Source organism: Chamaesiphon sp. VAR_48_metabat_403 (genome assembly GCF_031422475.1).
Classification (GTDB): domain Bacteria; phylum Cyanobacteriota; class Cyanobacteriia; order Cyanobacteriales; family Chamaesiphonaceae; genus Chamaesiphon.
Map to the genome: position 1 here is coordinate 1 of NZ_JANPLS010000425.1, position 4,258 is coordinate 4,258.

Here is a 4,258-nt window from a genome sequence, read left to right on the forward strand (position 1 = left end):
CCCCCCCGCCCCCCCCCCCCCCCCCCCCCCCCCCCCCCCCCCCCCCCGCCCCCCCCGCGCCCCCGCGCGCACGGGTATATTTCCAAAATCCATCCACTATCCACTATCCACTAAAGCCTATTTCGGGATAAATTCTGTCCGAACTTGCTGTTTTCCATCGCTGCTGACGACGATCGAGCGATCTTGGAGTTTGCCGATGCCACGAGTGCCAGTAAACTTAATCACTGGATCGACCTGTTGATAGACCACATTACCAGTTCCAACTAGTTGTTGGGAAGCAATTTGCCAGATTAGACGATCGCTTCTGAGTTTAGTTTGGTTGCGAGTGGCGATACCAGTAGCATTGCCTGTGAGTGTTGCAGTGGAAGCTTTGAGATCGAGTTCTCCAGCATTTGCATCGAACACGAGCGATTCTTGCAAATGGACAATTTTTAAAGGTCGATCGGCTGTAATTAATTCGCGACCGAGATTCCAGGAGAATGATTCGCCATTAACCTGAATTATCGGATTGGTGGCATCTAATCTGACGTTGCCCTGTAAATTAATGATTTTGCGATCGAGCGCGCTAGAGAAGTTATTAGCCACAACTCTGTCGGTAATGCGATTTCCTGTATAGCGTTGAATTTGGGTGAGCCGATCGCCGATGACTTTTTGGTCTTTTACCAGCCAGGTGAGATGCTCTGTCTGCATTGCCAAGCGGGGATCGGTGGAAAATGCGGTAATTTTTCCAGCTAGATCTAGTTGTTGTTTGCGGCTGATATATTTACCTTCATTGGCATCTACTTGCAATTTGGGTTGAGTGGCACGCACGCGGTTGCGAATGGTGAGCAGATCGGCTTTGGGTTGCCATGTCACTTCTTGTCCGATGATGACGAGATTATTCCGCGTTTCGGTAGCGACGACATCGCCGCGCAAGACTATTTTTTCGCCTGCTTGTTCTAATTCACCCGATTTAGCGGTGAGATGAAGGATAATTTGACCGTCTTGATAAAGATCTCCAGTAATATTGGTGACTTTGGCTGTTTTGCGATCGGGTGCGTAGACACCACGCTGTGCGCGGACTTTCCACAGCGGTTTTCCCTGTTTATCTACTTGCTCGAAACTGAGATTATCTAGCGATAGTTTGGCTTCGACTGCTGTTGGTGTCGGAGTGGGTTGTAGTTTTGCAGGTTGACGACTACACCCTCCCATCCCTAAAATCGCGATCGTTAAGACAATCTCTAGGCCGTGGTATACTTTCATGCTTGACCTAAGCTAAGTCTAAAGATCGGGAGTCATTTAGATTTTAGATTGTTCCCATGAGGGGACTTTTACTATATTTTCCCGATCGATTAGTTATCGGCATCCGCTACTAACCTAAGTTACCAGTTACTCGATCGCGGAAAGAGGATGGGGAGGTTTTATAAAGTCGAGTTTTAATTTACTTCCCATACCTCCCACATTCCCCACACCCAAAAACTAAACTATCAACTTGTGTTAATAACAGATGTCGGGAGTCACCGACAGCAGTCCCACGTTACTTCTGGGCGTTTTTTGGATTTCTTCTTTGACATTTTCGAGATCGATATATCGATCGGAAACATTAATCAGACTATCGCTAGTCATCGATCGTAAGCTGACAACTTCTACGCGCACGCCGCGATAACTGACTGCATCGACAGCATAAGCAAGATCGCCATCGCCGCTCACCAACACTGCGGTGTCGTAAGAGCCGACTAATGCCATCATATCGACAGCAATTTCGACATCCAGATTGGCTTTCTTAGAGCCATCGGGAAGTTGTACTAAATCTTTGGCAATTACCCGATAACCATTGCGCCTCATCCACAACAAAAATCCCTGTTGCTTTTCGTTGGTGCGATCGACTCCAGTGTAGAAAAAAGACCTCAATAATCGCGAACCGCCAGTCAATCGAGCTAACAATTTTGTATAATCGATTTCAATATTTAGTTGGAGTGCTGCGTAAAACAGGTTAGACCCATCGACGAAAATTGCCACTCTCCCGCGATTTTCCAAGACCTGCTGTGCTGAAAATATCGAATTTTCATCATGACTAAAACTATTCATCGTTATAATTTAAAGTTATTTAAAGTTTGAAAAAAGATGAAAATTAAAAAAGTTTTTTAAAAGATTTGGATCTGCATAACGATCTTCAATCTTGAGTCGATCTAGAGCGGATGAAAGCTAACTACTAGGAGCAGTTGGCAATTCTAGCTTGGTAAAGATTGGCTGTGGTTCGCCTAATTGGTAATTTGCTTGTAAAATCCCCCATGTTTGATGATGTTCCCAATTTTCGATTGCAGCGGTGTTATCGATCGGCGATTCGGAATTAACGGTAACTTGTGAAGCGAGATCGTTGTTACTATTATTACAGCAATTTAGATCGAAGTCGATATTTAGCCCTAACTGTCGATAAATATCCGTACTAATTTTAGGGACGATCGGCGACAATAAGTAAGCCGATAACCGAGCTGATTCTAAAACAGAATATAAAACTTGGGCTAACTCCGCATGTTTATCTTGTTTGAATAACGTCCACGGCGCGAGATCGTCAATATATTTATTACTAGAGCGAACTAGATTAAAAATTGCTTCGCAAGCAGTTTTAAAAGCTAAACTGTTATAAGCGATATCCACTTGAGATCCTAAATCTCGACCCAATATTTTGAGGGGATTATCGGCAGAAATATCTGCGGCATTGCAATCTGGTACTCGACCCTGGCAATATTTTTTTGCCATGTTCAGGGTGCGATTGACTAGGTTCCCCAAACTATTGGCAAGATCGGCATTGACGATTTCAACAAATCGGGTTTCGTTAAAATCTCCATCCTGACCGAACTCGATTTCTTTAAGAAAATAATACCGTAATGGTTCGGCACCATACCGATCGACTAATGCGATCGGATCGATCGCATTGCCTTCACTTTTGCTGATTTTTTTACCATCTTTAGTAAAGTAACCGTGGGCAAAAACGCGCTCTGGTAGCGGTAATCCTGCTGACATCAACATGGCAGGCCAATAAACAGCATGAAAGCGTAAAATATCCTTACCAATTAGATGTAAATCGATCGGCCAGCGGGAGTGAAGAGCATTGTCTAAACTGGCTTCGGCATGGGGATCGATTAAAGCCGTAACATAGCCTAATAAGGCATCGAACCACACGTAAATTGTTTGATCGGGATCTGTTGGCAGCGGGATTCCCCAATTGACATTGACTCTCGAAATTGAAAAATCTTGCAACCCTTGAGCTACAAATTTGAGAACTTCATTCCGGCGACTGATGGGCAAGATAAAATCGGGATGTTCGGCATATAAAGCTTCTAGTTGCTGTTGATATTTAGAAAGTCTAAAAAAATAATTACTTTCATCGCGCCATTCTACCTGCTTGCTGGGATGGAGTGGACAGTGCTTGTCTTCAAGCAGATCTCGCTCCTCCTTAAACTCTTCACAGGCAACACAATACCAACCCTGTTGCGTGCCTTGATAGATATCGCCACTTTCCCACACCCGTTGGAAAAAATCCTTGACGATCTGCTGATGATTAGCGGCTGTCGTCCGACTAAATCTATCGTATTTTATGTTCAGCTTGCTCCACAGCGAGTCAAATCGCTCGACAATGCGATCGCAGTGAACTTGAGGTTCGACACCTGCGGCAATGGCTGTTCGCTCGATTTTTTGCCCGTGTTCATCAGTACCAGTAATCAGCAACACATCTCGATGTTGCAGTCGCTGCCATCTGGCGATCGTATCCGCTGCCATTGTCGTGTAAGCATGTCCGATGTGCGGTACGTCATTAACATAATACAACGGCGTAGTAACTGTAAAAGACTGTTTATTAGTAGGATTCATAAAGGCAGCTAGAATGTATCGAAATTCGGCAAGAAGTATCTCGGATATGAGTTGACAATACAAATTGCCCAAAGCTTGGACTACAGTTGGATTAGATCTCTAGATCCTCATATTAAAATCAATCGATGTTGAGTGCTGTATAGACTGATGACAATAATTTTTGACATTAAAAGCTTAAAGTAAGCGCGTGTCGGTTGAAGAGTTTTTGGCACGCTGCGACTACGCTTTTCGCCCAAGGCGAATAAGTGCGCCCAAGTGTAGCTCCAGTATCTATCATAGCTGACATTGACCTCAATCCTACTGAAATTCGGTGCATTGTTGCCTAATTAACTAATTACCCTGGTAGAATGGAGTCTAACTACCTGGATAACTAGCTCAATGGTAGAGCATCGGAGTCTTTATGCGTGGG

The 4,258-nt window shown here is 44.4% G+C and carries 3 protein-coding genes; all 3 read right to left on the bottom strand.

The window, feature by feature from the left end:
- Nucleotides 1-117 precede the first annotated feature (117 nt).
- The 3 genes from lptC to metG all read right to left on the bottom strand — a co-directional run bounded on the left by lptC (nucleotide 118) and on the right by metG (nucleotide 3,849).
- Nucleotides 118-1,242, bottom strand: a complete 1,125-nt coding sequence (lptC, locus tag RMO79_RS20290) for an LPS export ABC transporter periplasmic protein LptC (protein ID WP_310485082.1) — start codon at nucleotides 1,240-1,242, stop codon at nucleotides 118-120.
- Between the two features lie 234 nt (nucleotides 1,243-1,476).
- On the bottom strand, nucleotides 1,477-2,067 hold the full coding sequence (locus RMO79_RS20295; protein WP_310485083.1) for an NYN domain-containing protein: 591 nt from the start codon (nucleotides 2,065-2,067) through the stop codon (nucleotides 1,477-1,479).
- Between the two features lie 117 nt (nucleotides 2,068-2,184).
- Nucleotides 2,185-3,849 (bottom strand): methionine--tRNA ligase, encoded by a 1,665-nt coding sequence (gene metG / locus RMO79_RS20300; protein ID WP_310485084.1) that lies wholly within the window; start codon nucleotides 3,847-3,849, stop codon nucleotides 2,185-2,187.
- Nucleotides 3,850-4,258 lie beyond the last annotated feature (409 nt).